Source organism: Paralcaligenes ginsengisoli, assembly GCF_054781135.1.
On sequence record NZ_BAAGUZ010000003.1, the window covers coordinates 1 to 17662 of the forward strand.

Below are 17662 nucleotides of genomic sequence, written 5' to 3' on the forward strand. Positions count from 1 at the left end.
CCGACCGCTGGACGTGCCGGACTACACAGCACCGCCCACCCTGCGGCGTCTTTATAGAAATAACCGCCGCCTACACAGCAAACACAGCAACGCACAGCCCAAAGCCACAGATCAAGCCCAAAAACGGCTCAAAACGAAAGCCACTGAAACGCATCCAATGCCGTAAACACACTAGAACCAAAAATGAGCTGGCGTGTTTTCTTTCGCCCCTTAAATTACATACAGATCCACGTACTCGTGCACCGGCATGTTTTCAAGGGTTTTCTGGTCCAGCGAAGCTTCGAGTATCCGTTGTTGCTGCCTGGCGGGAAATTGACGCGCCAGATTGGTGCGGAACTTGGCTTCCAGCAGCGGAATACCATCTTTGCGGCGACGTTTGTGGCCAATCGGATATTCGCACACGATTTCGTCGAGCTTGCTCCCATCATTGAATTCGACGGTCAGTGCGTTGGCGATCGAGCGTTTTTCCGGATCGTGATAATCCTTGGTGAAGGCCGGATCTTCCACGCACACGATTTTGTCGCGCAGCGCGTCGATGCGAGGATCGGCGGCGATGGCGTCTTCGTAGTCGCCCGCGGTCAGGCGGCCGAATATGACTGGAACGGCCACCATGTACTGGATGCAGTGATCCCGGTCGGCCGGATTGCTCAGCGGGCCTTTCTTGTCGATGATGCGGATGCACGCCTCATGGGTGCGTATGGTGATCCGCTTGATATCGGTAGCGGCTTTACCCGCCTTTTCAAGCTTTTGATGGATGTCCATGGCGCATTCCACCGCGGTCTGCGAATGGAATTCAGCCGGGAACGATATTTTGAACAACACATTTTCCATCACATAGCTGCCATAGGGCCGTTGGAACTTGAAAGCCTGGCCTTTGAACAGCACATCGTAGAAGCCCCAGGTCTTGGCCGACAGGACCGAGGGGTAGCCCATTTCACCGGTCTTGGCGATAAGCGCCAGGCGTACCGCGCGGCTGGTCGCATCACCGGCGGCCCAGCTCTTGCGGCTGCCGGTATTGGGCGCGTGGCGGTAGGTACGCAGGCTTTGGCCATCGACCCAGGCCAGCGACACCGCATTGATGGTTTCGTCGCGATTCAGGCCCAGCATTTGCGAGACCACCGCCGTAGAGGCGACTTTGACGAGCACCACATGATCCAGGCCCACTTTGTTGAAGGAATTTTCCAGCGCAATGCAGCCCTGGATTTCGTGCGCCTTGATCAGGCCGGTGAGAACGTCGCGCATGAGCAGGGGCGCCTTGCCCATGGCCACGGCGTTGCGCGACAGCCAGTCGGCGGTGGCCAGGATGCCGCCCAGATTGTCCGACGGATGGCCCCATTCGGCGGCCAGCCAGGTGTCGTTGAAATCGAGCCAGCGGATCATGGCGCCGATATTGAAGGCCGCTTGCACGGGGTCGAGCTGGAATTGAGTGCCGGGGACTTTGGCGCCGTTGGGCACGACGGTACCGGGCACGATAGGGCCGAGCAGTTTTCTGCACGCCGGGTATTCCAGCGCTTCGAGGCCGCAGCCGAGCGTGTCGATCAGGCAATTGCGAGCCGTGTCGTAGGCCAGCTCGCTTTTGATCTGGTAATTGAGTACGTAGTCGACGATATCGACCAGCACCTGGTCCGGTGCGGGGCGTACATTGGAAATATGCGCGGACATAAGGGTTTCCTGGATGGCTAAAATTATTTGCGTTTATCGAGGGGCACGAATTTCTGGTCTTCGGGGCCGACATAGTTGGCGGTAGGCCGGATGATCTTGTTGTCGACGCGTTGCTCGATGATGTGGGCCGACCAGCCCGCGGTACGGGCAATCACGAACAGCGGTGTAAACATCGCGGTGGGCACGCCCATCATGTGGTAGGAAACGGCCGAGAACCAGTCCAGGTTGGGGAACATTTTCTTGGCGTCCCACATGACGGTTTCGAGCCGCTCGGCAATATTGAACATTTTCATATTGCTCTGCTTTTTGGACAGCTTGCGGGCCACATCCTTGATGATTTGGTTGCGCGGATCGGAGACCGTGTACACCGGGTGGCCGAAGCCGATGATGACTTCCTTGTTCTCGACGCGGCGTCGTATGTCGGCCTCGGCCTCGTCGGGCGAGTCGTAGCGTTTCTGCACTTCGAAGGCGACTTCGTTGGCGCCCCCGTGTTTCGGGCCGCGCAGCGCGCCGATGCCGCCGGCGATGGCCGAGTACATGTCGGAGCCGGTGCCGGCGATGACGCGGCTGGCAAACGTCGAGGCATTGAACTCATGCTCCGCATAGAGTGTGAGCGAGGTGTGCATGGCACGCACCCAGTCGTCGCTGGGCGCGACCCCGTGCAACAGGTGCAGGAAATGGCCGCCTATGCTGTCGTCGTCGGTATGGACGTCGATGATGCGCCCATTGTGGCTGTAGTGATACCAGTAGAGCAGGGCGGACCCCAGGCTGGCCATGAGGCGGTCGGCGATATCGCGTGCATCGGGCAAGTTGTGATCGTCTTTCTCGGGCAGCACGCAGCCCAGCACCGAAACCGCCGTGCGCATGACATCCATGGGGTGGCTGGCCGCGGGCAGCGCTTCGAGGGCGATTTGCAATTGCGCCGGCAGGCCGCGCAGGCTGCGCAATTTTTGCTTGTAGGCCGCCAGCTCGGGCTTGGTTGGCAGCTTGCCATGGACCAGCAGATGGGCGATTTCCTCGAATTCGCAGGCTTCGGCGATATCCAGGATGTCGTAGCCGCGGTAGTGCAAATCGTTGCCGCTGCGTCCTACGGTGCACAGGGCGGTATTGCCGGCGACGATGCCGGAGAGTGCAACGGATTTTTTGGGTTTAAAGCCGGGATTGGTTTTTGAAACTGTCGTAGCCATGTCTCAACTCCTGAAAGTTACTTGGATTTGCCTTGCTGGAAGAGTGCGTCAAGCTTGGATTCGAATGCGTGGTAGCCGATACGGTCGTAGAGCTCGTCGCGGGTTTGCATCAGATCGATCACGTTTTTCTGGTGGCCGTCGCGGCGTATGGCCTGGTAGACGGTTTCGGCTACCTTGTTCATGGCGCGGAAGGCCGACAAGGGATACAGCACCATGCCGACACCGGCGCCGGCCAGTTCGGGCACGCTGAACAGGGGCGTTTTGCCGAATTCGGTAATGTTGGCCAATATGGGAACATTGAGCGCTTTTGCAAAACGTTCGTAGGTGGCCAGGTCGTAGGATGCTTCGGCGAAAATGGCGTCCGCGCCGGCGGCAACGCAGGCGTGGGCCCGGTCCAGCGCAGCGTCGACGCCGTCGACGGCAATGGCGTCGGTGCGCGCAATAATGAAGAAATCGGAGTCGGTGCGGGCATCGACCGCCGCCTTGACGCGATCGGCCATTTCCTGCGTCGAGACGATTTCTTTTCCGGGTCGATGGCCGCAGCGCTTGGCGCCGACCTGATCCTCGATATGGCAGGCCGCGGCGCCGAACTTGATCAGGCTTTTGACGGTGCGGGCAATGTTGAAGGCGGAAGGCCCGAACCCGGTATCGATATCGACGACAAGCGGAACGTCGCAGACATCGGTGATGCGGCGCACGTCGGTCAGTACATCGTCGAGCGTGTTGATGCCCAGGTCGGGCAGGCCCAGCGATCCGGCCGCTACGCCTCCGCCCGAAAGGTAAATGGCGCGATATCCCGCGCGCCGTGCCAGCAGCGCATGGTTGGCATTGATGGTGCCCATGATTTGCAGCGGTTGTTCTTCTTTAAGTGCCTGGCGAAACAGGGCGCCGGGCGAGGCGGGTCGGGTCATGCGAGTCTCCGGAGAAGGCCGGGCAGATGTGCGCAGCGGTCGGTTGATATGAAACAGTGGCGGCCATGAAAAACAAAGGCCCGCATCAAGGGGCCTTTGCAGAACGGCTTACTTGAGCAATTCTTGTACGCCGTCGCGTTCTTCGAGCAGCTCTTTGAGAGTGAAGTCCATGCGTTCGCGCGAGAAAGCATCGATTTCCAGGCCCTCGATGCGCGTGTATTCGCCGTTTGCCGTGGTAACCGGCACGCCGTAGATGATGTCTTTGGGAATGCCGTAGGAACCGTCGGAAGGGATCCCCATGGTGACCCATTTGCCCTGTGTGCCCAGGACCCAATCATGTACGTGGTCGATCGCGGCATTGGCTGCCGAAGCCGCCGAGGACAGGCCGCGCGCCTCGATGATGGCGGCGCCGCGCTTGCCTACTGTAGGAATAAAGACTTCGCGGTTCCATTTGTCATCGTTGATAAGCTTGGTCAGGCTTTGGCCGCCTATCGTGGCATAGCGGAAATCGGGATACATCGTGGGCGAATGATTGCCCCAGACGATGAGTTTTTCGATATCGGCAACCGGTTTGCCCGATTTGGCCGCCAATTGCGACAGGGCGCGGTTGTGATCCAGCCGCAGCATGGCCGTGAAGTTCTTGGCCGGCAGGTTGGGTGCCGACTTCATGGCGATATAAGCGTTGGTGTTGGCCGGATTGCCCACGACCAGCACTTTGACGTTGCGGCTGGCGACATCATTGAGCGCTTTGCCCTGAACCGTGAAAATCTGGGCATTGACGTGAAGCAGGTCTTTGCGTTCCATGCCCGGGCCGCGCGGACGTGCGCCAACCAGCAGGGCGACATCGACGTCTTTGAATGCCTCGCGGGCATCGCTATGCGCGCTCATGCCGGCGAGCAGCGGAAAGGCGCAGTCGTCCAATTCCATCATGACGCCTTTGAGCGCCTTTTGTGCTTTTTCGTCGGGGATTTCGAGAAGCTGAAGGATTACCGGCTGATCTTTACCGAGCATTTCGCCCGAAGCGATGCGAAACAGCAGGGCGTAGCCGATTTGGCCGGCAGCGCCGGTGACGGCGACACGCATGGCGGGTTTGGACATGAACAATCTCCGAAAGGTGATGAGTTGAGCGAGTGAGAACACTCGACAGTTTAATTCCTTTACATGCCTTTTTGGGGCGCACGCCTTGCCTGGCTTGCCTTCGCTTTCCGCCCGGCGAGCAGGCAAGCACGGGGTCAAGCCGCTGCACGACTCTGAAGGTAAGGCCTGGCTGTGAAACAAGCCGCGCACGTACGGCATGGCGATGTTTCAGGCGGGACTCGACGGCCGCCAGCCTGATACATACCGAGTAAAAGAGTAGTCGAAATTGACGTTAACGTCAATGATCTTATATCTTATATAAGACAGAAGAGTGTTAGACAGGAAGGCGCAGGCGTGCGAGAATAATAATAGAAGTTTCAAACAATCACACTTGGCTTGCTTCAAGCCTGAACCATGCCCGATATTCCCCCAATCGACCGTGCATCAGACACAGACCGTACTGTTGGCAGTGCGGCCTTCAGTCCTTTGTACCAGCAGATCCGGGGTCTGCTGGTACAAAGCCTGGATCGGGGCGAATGGAAACCGGGCGAGGCCATACCCAGCGAGTTCGAATTGGCTGCGCGCTTTCAGGTCAGCCAGGGAACGGTACGCAAGGCGATCGACGAGCTGGCGGCCGAAAACCTATTGCTGCGGCGGCAAGGCAAAGGTACTTTTGTCGCGACTCACAACGAGGCCAAGGTGCGCTATCGTTTTTTGCGCCTCACCCCCGACGACAGCAAGCCTCCGGTATCGGGCAGTCAGATCCTGGAGTGCCGGCGGGTCAAGGCTCCGGTCGATATTGCCCATTTGCTTGATCTGCGCGCCGCCGATATGGTTGTGAACTTGCGTAGAGTATTGTCATTTGACCAGGTTCCCACGATACTCGACGACATATGGCTGCCGGGTTCGGTGTTTCGCGGCCTGACCGCCGAATCGCTGGCCCGTTATCGCGGCCCGCTTTACGCATTGTTCGAATCTGAGTTCGGCGTCAGCATGGTGCGCGCCGACGAAAAAATAAAAGCTGTTTCGGCCGATCAAGAACAGGCGGGCTTGCTGCAAATCAAGCCCGCCAGCCCTTTATTGCAGGTGGAGAGAGTTTCTTACACTTATGGGGATCGGCCCATGGAAATTCGTAGGGGATTATATGTAACAGATCGGTTCCATTACAGAAACAGTTTGAATTAATAGGGTTTTTTCGCCGATTTGATACGGATCCCTTAAATAGGCGAAAATGCTGGTTGTGCTTTGCCCAAAATTACTTGTTATAACTCCGAGGCCATCATGTCCGATTCAGCTTCAAAGCCGCGTCCACAGTTTCGCAATCTCAGCATTTCCCAGATCCTGAGCTATCGTCTGCCGCTCGCTGGTAAATCTTCAATCCTGCATCGCGCCAGTGGCGCCTTGTTGTTCCTGTGCTTGCCGCTTGTCATCCTGCCTCTGTTTGCCCTGAGCGTGACATCGCCCGAATCGTTTGCGGCCATGCAGGCCTGGACCGCCAATCCGCTGTGCAAGCTGGTCTTGCTGGTGCTGATTTGGGGTTATCTGCATCACTTCTGTGCCGGCATCCGCTACCTGACCATCGATCTGCATATTGGCGTCGATAAAGTCTCGGCGCAGAAAAGCGCGGGGCTTGTGATTGGCGTCAGCCTGGCCCTGACCGTGGTTTTTGGCCTTAAATTGTTTGGAGCGTGGTAATGGCGACTCAAGAACGCATCGGTACTCAACGCCTGGTCGTGGGCGCTCATTACGGCTCCCGGGACTTCCTCATCCAGCGCATGACCGCCATTATCATGGCTGTCTACACGCTGGTCCTGATTGTCGGGATCCTCTTTACATCCAAGCTCGATTTTGAAGGCTGGCGCCACCTGTTTACCTTCCATTGCCTTGGCATCCCGCTTGGGCAACTGCTGGCCACGCTGGCCTTCATGTCGCTGGCCTGGCATGCCTGGATAGGCGTGCGCGATATCTGGATGGACTATGCCAAGCCCACCGGGGTGCGCTTGCTGCTGGAAGTGCTGACCGCGCTCTGGCTGGTCGGTTCGCTTGTCTATTTTGCAAAAATTCTCTGGAGCCTATAAACCGTGGCAGCTGTCAAAAATTCCCTACCTCGCCGCCAGTTCGATGTGGTGGTCGTAGGAGCCGGCGGGGCCGGCATGCGTTGCTCATTGCAACTGGCACAGGCGGGCTTGTCCGTTGCCGTGCTGTCGAAAGTGTTTCCCACCCGTTCGCACACCGTGGCCGCCCAGGGCGGGATCGGTGCTTCGCTGGCCAATATGAGCGAAGACAACTGGTACTGGCACATGTACGACACTATCAAGGGATCCGACTGGCTGGGCGATCAGGACGCCATCGAATTCATGTGCCGCGAAGCGCCCAACGCCGTGTACGAGCTCGAACACTTCGGCATGCCTTTCGACCGCAATCCCAACGGCACGATTTATCAGCGCCCGTTTGGCGGCCACACGGCCAATTTCGGCGAAAAACCGGTGCAGCGCGCCTGTGCCGCGGCCGATCGTACCGGCCACGCGCTCTTGCATACGCTTTATCAGCGCAATGTGGAGGCCCGTACGCAGTTCTTCGTCGAATGGATGGCGCTCGACCTGCTGCGCAATGAAGCCGGCGATGTGCTGGGCGTAACGGCTCTGGAAATGGAAACCGGCGAAATCTACGTACTCGAGGCCAAGACTACGGTGCTGGCCACTGGCGGCGCCGGTCGCATCTGGGCCGCATCGACCAACGCCTTCATCAATACCGGCGATGGCCTGGGTATGGCGGCTCGCGCCGGCCTGCCTTTGCAGGACCTGGAGTTTTGGCAATTCCACCCCACCGGCGTGGCCGGTGCCGGCGTGTTGATTACCGAGGGTGTGCGCGGCGAGGGCGGGATTCTGCTCAATAAAGACGGCGAGCGTTTCATGGAACGTTATGCGCCTACATTAAAAGATCTGGCGCCGCGCGATTTCGTGTCGCGCTCCATGGATCAGGAAATCAAGGAAGGCCGCGGCTGCGGCCCGGACGGCAACTATGTGGTGCTCAAGCTCGATCACCTGGGTGCCGAAACCATACAGAAGCGCCTGCCGTCGATACGCGAAATCGCCATCAAGTTTGCCAACGTCGATCCCATCAAGGAACCGATTCCGGTCGTGCCGACCATCCATTACCAGATGGGCGGCATTCCGGCCAATTACACCGGCCAGGTGGTGTCCACGTACAACGGCGAAAACAAGGTTGTCAACGGCCTGTATGCCATCGGCGAATGCGCCGCGGTTTCCGTGCATGGCGCGAATCGCCTGGGCACCAATTCCCTGCTCGACCTGGTGGTATTCGGCCGTGCCGCGGGCAACCATATTGTCGACTCGCATCCCGAACGCCAGCACGCGCATCAGCCGATTCCCCAATCGGCCATCGATTATTCGGTGGATCGCGTCAACAAGCTCGAAACTCGCAACTCCGGCGAAAAAGTCGCGGACGTGGCCAACGCCATTCGTTTCTCCATGCAGCATCATTGCGGCGTATTCCGCACTCTCGATCTGCTCAACGAAGGTGTCACCCAGATCGAAGATCTGGCCCAGCAAGTGGCCAATATTTCGTTCAAGGATAAATCCAAGGTTTTCAATACCGCCCGCGTCGAGGCGCTCGAACTGACCAATATGATCGAGGTCGCTCGCGCAACGACCAAATCGGCGGCCAATCGTACCGAGAGCCGCGGCGCTCATGCGCTCAGCAATCACCCCGAGCGCGACGACGTAAATTGGTTGCGCCATACCTTGTGGTATTCGGAAGGCAGCCGTCTCGACTACAAGCCGGTGCAGTTGACGCCGCTTACCGTAGACAGCTTCCCACCGAAATCGCGGACGTTCTGAGCAGGATATCGAAATGAGTGAAAAACGCATCGTTAAGTTTGAAATCTACCGCTATGATCCCGACAAGGACGAGCGCCCCTACATGCAGAAGCTCGAAGTCGAGCTGCAGCCCACCGATAAAATGCTGCTGGATGCCATCCTGCGCATCAAGAACGACGTAGACGACAGCCTGGCGTTGCGCCGTTCCTGCCGTGAAGGCGTCTGCGGTTCCGATGCCATGAATATCAATGGCAAGAATGGCCTGGCGTGCACGACCAATCTGCTCGAACTCAAGCAGCCCATCGTGCTCAAGCCCTTGCCTGGCTTGCCTGTGGTTCGCGACCTTATCGTCGACATGACCCATTTCTTCAACCAGTATCATTCGATCAAGCCGTACCTGATCAATGACCAGCCGCCGCCCGAGAAAGAGCGCCTTCAAACACCCGAAGCGCGCGAAGAGCTCAATGGCCTGTATGAGTGCATTCTGTGCGCGTGCTGTTCGACCGCCTGCCCATCCTTCTGGTGGAATCCCGACAAGTTCGTCGGACCTGCCGGCCTGTTGCAGGCGTATCGTTTCATTGCCGACAGCCGCGACGAAGCGACTGGCGCGCGTCTCGATAACCTCGAGGATCCGTATCGCCTGTTCCGCTGCCATACCATCATGAATTGCGCCGACGTCTGTCCCAAGGGCCTTAACCCATCGCACGCGATTGGCAAAATTAAGGAACTATTGGTCCGTCGTGCGATCTAGACAAGAGCTCGCATGAGTACCTTGTCCGAGTTGGAGCGTGCCCGTCTGCGTTGGCGGGCACGTCGAGGTTTATTGGAAAATGACCTGATCATTACCCGATTCCTGGATCGGTATGAATCTCAGTTGATTGACACCGATGTTTCCGCCCTGACTCAGCTGTTTGAAATGGGTGATAACGAATTGCTCGATGTCTTGCTGGCTCGCACGGAGCTTCAGGGAGACTACGATACCCCGGCGATTCGTCGATTGGTGACGCAAATGCAAGAGCTGTAATTTTTTTAGGAATAATGCAATGCAACTGTCAGACAAAAAAGCCACGCTATCGTTTTCCGACGGCAGCGCGCCGATCGATTTTCCTGTTTATCAGGGTACGGTAGGCCCGGATGTGATCGACATTCGCAAGCTGTATGGTCAAACCGGCATGTTTACGTATGATCCCGGCTTCCTCGCGACGGCTTCCTGCGAATCGGCCATCACGTATATCGACGGCGACAAGGGCGAGCTGCTGTATCGCGGCTACCCCATTGACCAGCTCGCCGAAAATTGCGACTTCATGGATATCTGCTATTTGATCCTGAATGGCGATTTGCCCAATGGCACGCAGAAAACCGATTTTGATTCGCTGGTTACGCACCACACCATGGTGCACGAGCAACTGCATTTCTTTTTGCGCGGCTTCCGGCGCGATGCCCACCCCATGGCGGTCCTGGTCGGCCTGGTAGGCGCCTTGTCTGCCTTCTATCACGACTCCACCGATATCACCAATCCGCATCACCGCGAGGTTTCGGCCATACGCCTCATTGCCAAGATGCCCACCCTGGTGGCCATGGCTTATAAGTATTCGCAGGGCCAGCCTTATATTTATCCGCAAAACGATTTGTCGTATACCGGCAATTTCCTGCGCATGATGTTCGGCACGCCTTGCGAAGAATACAAGGTCAATGATGTGGTCGAGCGCGCTCTGGATCGCATTTTCATTTTGCATGCCGATCACGAACAGAATGCCTCGACTTCCACGGTCCGGCTTTGCGGCTCGTCGGGCACCAACCCGTTTGCGGCGATTGCGGCCGGCGTGGGCTGCCTGTGGGGGCCGGCCCATGGCGGTGCCAATGAAGCGTGCTTGCAGATGCTCGAGCACTTGCAAGCCAATGGCGGTGTCGAGAAAGTCGGCGAGTTCATGGAGCAGGTCAAGGACAAGAATTCGGGCGTGCGCCTGATGGGTTTTGGCCATCGTGTCTACAAGAACTATGATCCACGTGCCAAACTGATGCAGCAAACGTGCAAGGAAGTGCTGGCTGCGCTGGGGCTCGAGAAAGATCCTCTGTTCAAGCTGGCGATGGAACTGGAGCGCATTGCGCTTGAAGATCCGTATTTCGTCGACCGCAAGCTGTATCCCAACGTCGATTTCTATTCGGGTATTGTGCAACGTGCCATTGGCATTCCCACTTCGCTGTTTACGGCCATTTTCGCGCTGGCCCGTACGGTGGGCTGGATTGCCCAGTGGAACGAAATGCTGTCCGACCCTGACTACAAAATCGGCCGTCCACGTCAGTTGTACACGGGTTCGGTGTCGCGCAACGTCAAGCGCGGCTGATCGCGCGGCAGTCTGCCGGTTAGTGGCGGCCAGCGGGACCGCAGGGCTGTGATTTGAACCGGTGGTTTGGAAGGGGCACCTCTTGTGGGTGCCCTTATTATTTCGCATCCGGCGCCAGGCATTTGTTTGTGACGGCGTATTCTTTGTGGATACCTTTGCTTTGGACGGGTAGTTCTATAAAGACGCCGCAGGGTGGGCGGTGCTGTGTAGTCCGGCACGTCCAGCGGTCGGCTAGCTGCGCTAGCCGACTACCCGGGTCTGCCTCGTCCAGGCGGGCGTCGGGCGAACTCGCCCGGCCTCGCGAGGCCGGGCTCAGACAGCGCCCGCCGAAAGCCCCCGCCTTCCCTTCGTCAGCACCCGGCGCTGGACTACCGCCGGACTACACAGCACCGCCCACCCTGCGGCTCGCGTTGAGGTAATGCATCGAGGTATACATTGGGGAGGCCGCGTTGAGCCAATCACAGACTACGTTGAGGCGTCGGGCGCATAGTAAATCCAGGGTTTGGCACATCGTGATGTAGTGGCCACTCGATAGAGGCATGAGTGCGGGCACGTTAACGGTTCTATGGGTACAGGCCCATTAACGGTAGGTGCAAGCAAGTTCATTCCAGGCATGCCGCAATGTGAGCCGTCTATCGGGGCTTGGGGTCAGGACCGGCGTAAGGCGTGCGCCGGATGCTACCGTAGGGAAGGCGGGGGAAGTCGTCGGGCCCTGTTTGAACGGAGCCGCGCCAGCGGCGTAGTGAGTTGGCCCGACGCCCGCCTGGACGAGGTAGATCCGGATCAAGCACGCCGTGCCGGTCCTGACCCCAAGTCCCGATAGACGGCGTCTTTAAATACCAAACCGTCGAATGCACAGTAAACACTTCGAACAAAAAATGCGCCAGTGATACGGAAATCCAGACATGGCACGGCGCACAGCACCCTGCCTGGACCTCCCCGCCACGGATCAAGAACGATATCGCTGCAATCTCAGCATTGCACTATCGACTCGCCGCATTTTTCTACAGTTTCACCTGCCCGGCCTCCTGCTGCGCATCGACCACCGCCAGCGCCGTCATGTTGACGATGCGGCGCACCGTGGCGCTGGTGGTCAGCACATGAACCGGGCGTGCCGCGCCCAGCAGCACCGGACCCATGGCGACCCCGTTGCTGCCCGTCATCTTCAACATGTTGTAGGTGATGTTCCCGGTATCCAGATTGGGCATGATAAGCAGGTTGGCCGGCCCTTTCAGGCTTGAGTCCGGGTAGGCCTTGAGGCGGATTTTTTCCGACAAGGCGGAATCGGCATGCATTTCGCCGTCGACCTCCAGGTGCGGGGCCCGCTCGCTGATCATTTGCCGCGCCCGCGCCATTTTCCGCGACGACTCGGAAGGCCGGCTGCCGAAGTTCGAATGCGACAGCAGGGCGATCTTGGGTATCACGCCAAAGCGCAGGATTTCCTCGGCCGCCAGAATCGTCATGTCGGCGATCTGTTCCGCCGAAGGGTTCTCGTTGACATGCGTATCGCAGATGAACAGGGTTTGCTCGGGCAGCATCAGCACGTTCATGGCGGCAAAGGTTTGCGCGCCGGGCTTCAGGCCTATGACTTCCTGCACATATTTGAGCTGATTGTCGTAGCGGCTGGCGACCCCGCAGAGCAGTGCATCGCCGTCGCCGCGACGCAGCAGCATGACACCGATCAGGGAGTTGTGCTTGCGCACCATGGCCTTGGCGATTTCGGGGGTGACCCCTTCGCGGCCCATCAGCTTGTAGTATGCCGTCCAGGTTTCGTTGAAGCGTTTGTCGTCTTCGGGGTTGACGATTTCGATGTTGCCGCCGTCCTTCAGGCGCAAGCCGAATTTTTCGATTCGCATATTGATGACCGAGGGACGCCCGATCAGGGTGGGGTAGGCAATATTTTCGTCCACCACTGTTTGTGCCGCCCGCAGGACGCGTTCATCTTCGCCATCGGCATATATGATGCGCTTGGGTGCCGTCTTGGCTTGCATGAACAGGGGTCGCATCAATTGGCCGGTGTGGTACACCAGGCTCATGAGCTTCTGCCGATAGGCCTCCATGTCTTCGATGGGCCGGGCCGCCACACCCGAGGCTGCCGCGGCGGCGGCGACTGCCGGCGCGATTTTTACGATCAGGCGCGGGTCGAAGGGCTTGGGAATGATGTAGTCGGGGCCGAACGACAGCTCCTGGCCGGCGTAGGCACTGGCCACTTCGTCGTTCTGCTCGGCCTGGGCCAGATCGGCAATGGCTTTGACGCAGGCCAGCTTCATTTCTTCGTTGATGACCGAGGCTCCGACGTCCATCGCTCCGCGGAAAATAAACGGGAAACACAGAACGTTGTTGACCTGGTTGGGATAGTCGGAGCGTCCCGTGGCAATAATGCAGTCGGGACGGGCCTCCTTGGCGATTTCGGGGCGGATTTCGGGCTCGGGGTTGGCCAAGGCCAGGATCAGCGGGCTGGGGGCCATGGTCTTGACCATATCGGCGGTCAGTACGCCGGGCGCTGAACAGCCCAGGAACACATCGGCGTCGCGGCAGACATCGGCCAGTGTGCGCGCATCGGTGTTTTGCACATAGCGCGCCTTGTTGGCTTCCATATTTTGTTCACGGCCGGCCCAGATGACTCCGCGCGAGTCGACCACATAAATGTTCGAACGCTGGATGCCCAGGTGTACAAGCAGGTCCAGGCAGGCAATGGCCGCGGCTCCGGCGCCCGAGCAGACGAGCTTGACGTCCGCCATCTTCTTGTTGACGACTTTCAGGCCATTCAGGATGGCGGCCGAGGAGATAATGGCGGTACCGTGCTGGTCGTCGTGAAAAACCGGGATCTTCATGCGCGCGCGCAGCTTTTTCTCGATGTAGAAGCATTCCGGAGCCTTGATATCCTCGAGGTTTACCCCTCCCAGGGTGGGTTCGAGGGCGGCAATGATATCGACCAGCTTGTCCGGATCGGTTTCGTTCAGCTCGATATCGAACACATCGATGCCGGCGAATTTCTTGAACAGACAGCCTTTGCCTTCCATGACGGGCTTGGCGGCCAGCGGGCCTATATTGCCCAGGCCCAGCACGGCCGTGCCGTTGGTGACCACGCCCACCAGATTGGAGCGCGATGTGTATTTGGACGCGGCTGTCTCGCCGTCGGCGTGTATGGCCATGCATGCCGCGGCGACGCCCGGCGAGTAGGCCAGCGATAAATCGTCCTGGTTCGCCAGGGTTTTGGTGGGGGTGACCGAGATTTTGCCTGGAGTGGGGTAGGCATGATAATCGAGTGCTAGTTTGTTGAGATCGGCGTTGGCGTCCATGATGGAAAAGCTCCAGGATAATGTGCTGAATAGTAAATACGGGTTTATAAATTTTTTAAAAATGCAAAGGCGATTTGGAGCGGTATTCTAAAGGAGCATGTTCGAGTCCAGTATGCTCCTGGCCATTGACGGCCGAGACCCGCGGACTTTCCTCTTTTGCCTGAAAGCGGTATTTCAGCAGAGTTTTCGCTTGCGTGGTTTTGCAGCGCAATATTGCAGGCTGCATATCGGGGTGTTTGTTAATGCCAACGTCTTGACATTATTTACGGTGTGGGTTTCCCTTTGGCGTTACTTTATAAATTGTTCAGGGTTATACTACTGCGAATACGGCTTATCAAGGCGTCGTACGTTGCCTTCTGCCCCGCTATCCGCTAACCGGTCTGGCCGTGTCGCGGAAGGTTGTTCCCTGCATCAAACGAGTGAGACACTCGGATAGGTGAAGCGCATTTATGTCATCGGAAATAGAACTTCAATCCAATTCATACCTTTTCGGCAGTAACGCCCCATATGTAGAGGAACTCTACGAGTCCTACCTGGATAATCCGGGTTCGGTCAGTGATCAATGGCGCGATTACTTCGATCAATTGCAGCATTTGCCTGCTACGGATGGCAATGAGATCACGCGCGATCAGGCGCATGCGCCCATTGTGGAGTCTTTTGCGCAGCGTGCCAGGGCCAATGCCTTTGTAGCGCGCGCCCAAGAGCCGGATCTGTCGGTCGCCAACAAGCAGGTGTATGTGCAATCGCTGATTGCCGCGTATCGCTCGCTGGGTTCCCGGTTCGCCGAGCTCGATCCGCTCAAGCGCCACGATCGTCCTGTCATTCCCGAGCTCGATCCCAGTTTTTATGGCTTGGCCGAGTCCGATCTCGATCAGGTGTACGCGGCAACCAATACCTATTTCACCAAAGCCGATACCATGACCATGCGCGACATGCTCAAGGCATTGCGCGATACCTACTGCCGCAGCGTGGGCGCCGAGTTCATGCATATCTCCGACCCGGCTGCCAAGCGCTGGATCCAGGAGCGCCTGGAGTCCACCGGTGGCGTGCCGCCTTATTCATCGGAGCGCAAGCGTCATATATTGCAGCAGTTGACCGAAGCCGAGGGCCTGGAGCGCTTCTTGCACACCAAATATGTGGGGCAGAAGCGCTTTTCTCTCGAGGGCGGCGAAAGCTTTATCGCCTCCATGGATGAAGTCGTCAACCACGGAGGCGAAAACGGCGTCCAGGAGATCGTGGTCGGCATGGCTCACCGCGGCCGTCTCAATATGCTGGTCAACATCATGGGCAAGATGCCCGGCGACCTGTTCGCCGAGTTCGAAGGCAAGCACGCCGAGGGCCTCTCCGATGGCGATGTCAAATACCATAATGGTTTTTCCAGCGATCTTTCCACGCGCAGCGGTCCTCTGCATCTGTCGCTGGCGTTCAACCCCTCGCATCTCGAAATCGTCAATCCGGTGGTTGAAGGCAGCGTACGCGCGCGCCAGGATCGCCGCGGCGATCATCAGGGCAACGAAGTACTGCCGGTTCTGGTCCACGGCGACGCCGCGTTTGCAGGGCAGGGCGTGGTCATGGAAACCCTCAACCTGGCACAGACTCGTGGTTACGGCACCGGCGGCACCCTGCATATCGTGATCAACAACCAGATCGGCTTCACGACATCCGATCCACGCGACACGCGTTCCACGCTGTACTGTACCGATGTCGTCAAAATGATCGAGGCACCGGTTTTCCATGTCAACGGCGACGATCCCGAGGCCGTGGTGTATGTTACGCAACTGGCGCTCGATTATCGCCTGCAGTTCCATCACGATGTGGTGGTCGATATCGTTTGCTTCCGCAAGCTTGGCCACAACGAGCAGGACACTCCCTCGCTGACCCAGCCCCTTATGTACAAAAGCATAGGCAAGCATCCGGGCACCCGCAAGTTGTATGGCGACAAGCTGGTTGCACAAGGCATCCTGGCTGAAGGCGAGCCGGATCAATTGGTCAAGGATTACCGCCAACTCATGGAAGATGGCCAGCGCACCATCGAGCCGGTTCTGACCGATTTCAAGAACAAGTACTCGACCGACTGGTCTGCCTTTCTGGGCGCCAAATGGACCGACCAGGCCGATACAGGCGTGCCTCTGGCCGAACTGACGCGTATCGGCGAAAAGATCACAACAATACCCGACAACTTTACCGTGCACCCGCTGGTCAACAAATTGCTCAACGATCGCCGCAATATGGCGCACGGCGAGCAGAAGCTCGATTGGGGCATGGGCGAGCACCTGGCCTTTGCAACCCTGGTTTCATCCGGGTACGCCATACGCATCACTGGCCAGGATTCAGGGCGCGGCACGTTTTCTCATCGCCATGCCGTGTTGCACGACCAGAAGCGCGAGCGTTGGGACGACGGCACGTATATTCCCTTGCAGAACGTCTCCGAGAACCAGGCGCCTTTCACGGTCATCGATTCGGTGCTTTCCGAAGAAGCCGTGCTGGGTTTTGAATACGGCTATGCGTCGGCCGAGCCCAATACCCTGACAATCTGGGAAGGCCAGTTCGGCGACTTCGTCAACGGCGCGCAAGTGGTTATCGACCAGTTCATTACTTCGGGCGAGGCCAAGTGGGGCCGGCAATGCGGCTTGACCCTGATGCTGCCGCACGGCTACGAAGGGCAGGGTCCGGAGCACTCGTCGGCGCGTATCGAACGCTTCCTGCAGTTGTGTGCCGACAATAACATCCAGGTTGTGCAGCCCACCAACGGCGCGCAGATTTTCCATGTCTTGCGCCGCCAGATGATTCGGCCGTTTCGCAAGCCGTTGGTCATCTTTACGCCCAAGTCCCTGTTGCGCAACAAAGACGCCACGTCGCCGCTGTCCGACCTGGTCACCAGCCAGTTCCTGCCGGTCATTGGCGAGCAAGACGAAAGCATCCAGGCCGACGAGGTCAAACGCGTCCTGGTTTGCTCGGGCAAGGTGTACTACGACCTGGTCCATGCCCGGACCGAGGCAGGCCGTACCGATACCGCCATCCTGCGTATCGAACAGCTGTACCCTTTTGCCCACAAGGCATTTCAGGCCGAGTTGCAAAAATACTCCAAGGCCAAGGAAATCGTCTGGGTTCAGGACGAGCCACAGAACCAGGGCCCCTGGTTTTATATTCAGCACCATTTGTACGAGAATATGGCAGAAGGTCAACGACTTGGTTATGCCGGCCGCGCCGCTTCGGCCTCGCCGGCGGTGGGTTACCTGGCCAAGCACCAGGAACAGCAAAAGGCCTTGCTCGAAGCGGCTCTTGCGCCCAAGTTCAAAGGCTACATGCTGACCAAGTAACGAATATTTTTAAATAACG

13 protein-coding genes are annotated in these 17662 nt (G+C 58.1%); 8 read left to right on the forward strand and 5 right to left on the reverse strand.

The genetic code is table 11. The annotated features are described in order from the left end of the window. Window positions 1-210 precede the first annotated feature (210 nt). From ACYVIS_RS02575 to ACYVIS_RS02590, 4 genes are all read right to left on the reverse strand, one after another. Window positions 211-1662, reverse strand: coding sequence for a bifunctional 2-methylcitrate dehydratase/aconitate hydratase (locus ACYVIS_RS02575; protein WP_232744339.1), 1452 nt, complete (start codon window positions 1660-1662; stop codon window positions 211-213). 23 nt (window positions 1663-1685) lie between these two features. Continuing rightward, complete coding sequence (prpC, locus tag ACYVIS_RS02580; RefSeq protein ID WP_460873193.1) at window positions 1686-2849, reverse strand: bifunctional 2-methylcitrate synthase/citrate synthase; 1164 nt, start codon at window positions 2847-2849, stop codon at window positions 1686-1688. Window positions 2850-2866: 17 nt separating this feature from the next. Then, entirely contained in the window at window positions 2867-3760 is an 894-nt protein-coding gene (prpB, locus tag ACYVIS_RS02585; protein ID WP_232744337.1) for a methylisocitrate lyase, read from the reverse strand. Window positions 3761-3868: 108 nt separating this feature from the next. Continuing rightward, entirely contained in the window at window positions 3869-4858 is a 990-nt protein-coding gene (locus ACYVIS_RS02590) for a malate dehydrogenase (protein WP_460873195.1), read from the reverse strand. 393 nt (window positions 4859-5251) lie between these two features. Between ACYVIS_RS02590 and ACYVIS_RS02595 the strand changes: the two genes are divergently transcribed. From ACYVIS_RS02595 to gltA, 7 genes are all read left to right on the forward strand, one after another. Further along, window positions 5252-6022 carry a GntR family transcriptional regulator gene (locus ACYVIS_RS02595; protein ID WP_232744335.1) on the forward strand — a complete coding sequence of 257 codons (771 nt, stop codon included), beginning with the start codon at window positions 5252-5254 and terminating at the stop codon, window positions 6020-6022. 96 nt (window positions 6023-6118) lie between these two features. Continuing rightward, window positions 6119-6532, forward strand: coding sequence for a succinate dehydrogenase, cytochrome b556 subunit (sdhC, locus tag ACYVIS_RS02600; protein ID WP_460873197.1), 414 nt, complete (start codon window positions 6119-6121; stop codon window positions 6530-6532). Beyond that, window positions 6532-6915, forward strand: a complete 384-nt coding sequence (gene sdhD / locus ACYVIS_RS02605) for a succinate dehydrogenase, hydrophobic membrane anchor protein (protein ID WP_232744333.1) — start codon at window positions 6532-6534, stop codon at window positions 6913-6915. The genes sdhC and sdhD overlap by 1 nt, the downstream gene beginning before the upstream one ends. A gap of 3 nt (window positions 6916-6918) precedes the next feature. Next, entirely contained in the window at window positions 6919-8697 is a 1779-nt protein-coding gene (gene sdhA, locus ACYVIS_RS02610) for a succinate dehydrogenase flavoprotein subunit (RefSeq protein ID WP_232744332.1), read from the forward strand. Between the two features lie 13 nt (window positions 8698-8710). Continuing rightward, a complete protein-coding gene (locus ACYVIS_RS02615) occupies window positions 8711-9427 on the forward strand; it encodes a succinate dehydrogenase iron-sulfur subunit (RefSeq protein ID WP_232744331.1) in 717 nt (238 codons plus the stop codon). A 12-nt stretch (window positions 9428-9439) separates the two neighbouring features. Then, complete coding sequence (locus tag ACYVIS_RS02620; protein ID WP_232744330.1) at window positions 9440-9700, forward strand: FAD assembly factor SdhE; 261 nt, start codon at window positions 9440-9442, stop codon at window positions 9698-9700. A gap of 19 nt (window positions 9701-9719) precedes the next feature. Beyond that, on the forward strand, window positions 9720-11021 hold the full coding sequence (gltA, locus tag ACYVIS_RS02625) for a citrate synthase (protein WP_232744329.1): 1302 nt from the start codon (window positions 9720-9722) through the stop codon (window positions 11019-11021). Between the two features lie 1004 nt (window positions 11022-12025). On the opposite strand, the gene ACYVIS_RS02630 is transcribed toward gltA, so the two are convergent. After that, window positions 12026-14323, reverse strand: coding sequence for an NADP-dependent malic enzyme (locus ACYVIS_RS02630; RefSeq protein ID WP_232744328.1), 2298 nt, complete (start codon window positions 14321-14323; stop codon window positions 12026-12028). A 449-nt stretch (window positions 14324-14772) separates the two neighbouring features. On the opposite strand from ACYVIS_RS02630, the gene ACYVIS_RS02635 reads away from it, so the two are divergent. Beyond that, window positions 14773-17643, forward strand: coding sequence for a 2-oxoglutarate dehydrogenase E1 component (locus tag ACYVIS_RS02635; protein ID WP_232744327.1), 2871 nt, complete (start codon window positions 14773-14775; stop codon window positions 17641-17643). The last annotated feature ends 19 nt before the right edge of the window (window positions 17644-17662 follow it).